Below are 2,447 nucleotides of genomic sequence, written 5' to 3'. Positions count from 1 at the left end.
TCGCTGAAACTGTCTGCAGGGTGAAAATTGCTTCCGGCTCCATATGAATAAGGTAGATTCCCACATGATGATTTTTATCGTTTGCCCAAGAAGCAGAGTTTGGTTCTAAACTAGACTTGTCCATCACACTTCCGGCAATCAGTCTTACGGTCGTTTTCTGTCCATTATCAGTCGCCGATTGTACTTCCGGTATATCCTCAGCCCATAACATTTTATATTCAGGATCAGCAAATTTATCTTTTGCAGGTAGATTCAGCCATATCTGAAAGAATTCGAGTGGATTGCCTTTGTCCTGATGGACGAGGGGAAACATTTCAGTATGCTGGGCCCCCTTTCCTGCTGTCATCCATTGAACATCCCCATTCCCAAATCTTCCTACGGACCCATAGGAGTCAAAATGATCAATCAAACCTTCAAGAACTATAGTTACCGTTTCAAAACCTCTGTGGGGATGTACAGGAAATCCCGGAACCGTTTTGCCATGATACATTCTAAAACCGTCACGCAACGTAAAATCCTCGCCAAGATTTCTGCCTTCCAATGAAACGTTAGGACCCTGCTCGTCATTTCCTGCTGGATACGCATCTTTATGATGTACGGTCATTAGGAACGGGTCTTCTGTCTCCCAAGGAAATCCTAATTTTTGTATTTTCATGATTTTGCTATTCATTTCTATACCTCTCCTTTTAAAAGTCTTACTGTTGTGTATCAGCCTATTTCTATTTTCCTTTTTATTCTTTGATGAGTTCCTTTGTACTTCTCACGGTATCAATGGGGCGAACTAATTTTTCGATTTCCTCACGTTTAGGCTCTAAGAATGGAGGCAAAGATAATTTTTCCCCAAGTGTTTCATAAGGTTCGTCACCCATAAAACCAGGACCATCTGTAGCGAACTCAAATAAAATTTGCGGTGCAACTCTTGCGTATAATGACTCAAAAAAGTGACGATTTACATAACCGGATGTATGGAATCCAAAACTACTCATCCGTTCGATCCATTCTTCTAAAACAGAGCGATCCTCTACACGTAATGCCGCATGGTGAACCGTACCAAAACCTTGCTGGGCTTCAGGAAGAATGGCATTATATTCTACAATGACCGAGGCACCATTCCCGCCTTCCCCCACTTCAAATAAATGGAATGACCCTTCTTTATCTGTCTCTTTAAATAATAGAACTTTTTCCATCATTTCTTTAAAGTAATCAAAGTTCGCAATACGGACAAAAATTGGTCCCAAACCAGTAATTGCATATTCCAGTGGAATTGGACCTTTTTGCCATGGTGCGCCAGATTCAACCCCTTTGTTGAATTCATCTGAAATCAATTGATATTGTTGATCATCAAAATCAACGAAAGAAAGAGTTTTCTTGCCAAATTGTTCTTTGATTCCAGTATGTTTGACTTCTAGACGATCAAAACGTTTTACCCAATAGTCTAGAGCAGCATCACTTGGCACACGGAACGATGTCTTTGAAATTTCGTTTGTTCCATGTACGCCTTTCGGAATACCCGGGAAGTCAAAGAACGTCATGTCTGTGCCTGCGTTGCCTTTATCATCGGCAAAGAATAAATGATAGGTTTGAATATCATCTTGGTTAACTGTTTTCTTGACTAAGCGCATCCCTAAGATATTAGTAAAAAATTCATAGTTTTTTTCCGCGCTGCTTGTAATCGCGGTTACGTGATGTATACCTTTTAATCCATTCATTGTCGTTCCTCCAATTTCCCTTTGAAATTAACATATATTTTATTAGTATCTTCTATAATATAAGGAATATTATCTTGGATTAATTTATCTTTAATTCGAAATAAATATAACACGAAATAATTTTGCTGTCAAAAGTTCGTTCCTAAAGTTTTCACAATTTGCTTGTTACTAATGATGTTAATCACTAACAAGGATTTTCGGAAGTGGTAAGTTACTAATGAGAACAAATATCAAAAGTATTTTGCCACAGTGAAGGAGAATCCTATTATGAGTGAAATCATTAATAATCGTGAACAACAGACTAAATCAAATACAGAACGCTTAAATATATTAAAACAACTGTTTGTCGATCTTCATCAAGGCAGAAACTTGGACGAGGTTAAAGCCCACTTTGATGCCTTGATCGGAAAAGTAACCATTGATGAAATTACACAGCTCCAACACGATTTTGTCGAGGAGGGAAGTATTTCTGCGGAAGAACTTCAACATATCTATCATCGGCATTCGGCTATTTTTCAAGGAGCAATTGAGGAAGACACACCTCAAAACGGAAGACCAGAAGATCAGCCTGGGCATCCCGTTCATACTTTTAAGCTCGAGAATCAAGAAATTGATAAACTGCTAACTACGAAACTTCAAGTCCATTTTGAGGAATTTATGAAAGATGATTCTACAGATAATATTTATAATCTAATGGAAGATATCAATCTTTTGCTGGATATTGAAAAGCACTATAGC

The 2,447-nt window shown here is 38.2% G+C and carries 3 protein-coding genes; 1 reads left to right on the top strand and 2 read right to left on the bottom strand.

Annotation, left to right across the window (positions count from 1 at the left end):
- Together V7659_RS27945 and V7659_RS27940 are read right to left on the bottom strand one after the other, a co-directional pair.
- The coding region (locus V7659_RS27945; RefSeq protein WP_335543328.1) for a pirin family protein at positions 1–670 on the bottom strand (670 nt) is incomplete at its 3' end.
- Positions 671–731: 61 nt separating this feature from the next.
- A complete protein-coding gene (locus V7659_RS27940) occupies positions 732–1,709 on the bottom strand; it encodes a ring-cleaving dioxygenase (RefSeq protein WP_335543327.1) in 978 nt (325 codons plus the stop codon).
- Positions 1,710–1,976: 267 nt separating this feature from the next.
- Here V7659_RS27940 and V7659_RS27935 point away from each other — a divergent pair.
- Positions 1,977–2,447: DUF438 domain-containing protein (locus V7659_RS27935; protein WP_335543326.1), on the top strand; the 471-nt coding region annotated here is incomplete at its 3' end.

The organism is Neobacillus drentensis (genome assembly GCF_036966985.1).
In the GTDB taxonomy this organism is placed as follows: domain Bacteria; phylum Bacillota; class Bacilli; order Bacillales; family Cytobacillaceae; genus Neobacillus; species Neobacillus drentensis_E.
The sequence above is the reverse complement of the archived record's forward strand: the minus strand, read 5'-3'. Positions and strand labels throughout refer to the sequence as shown.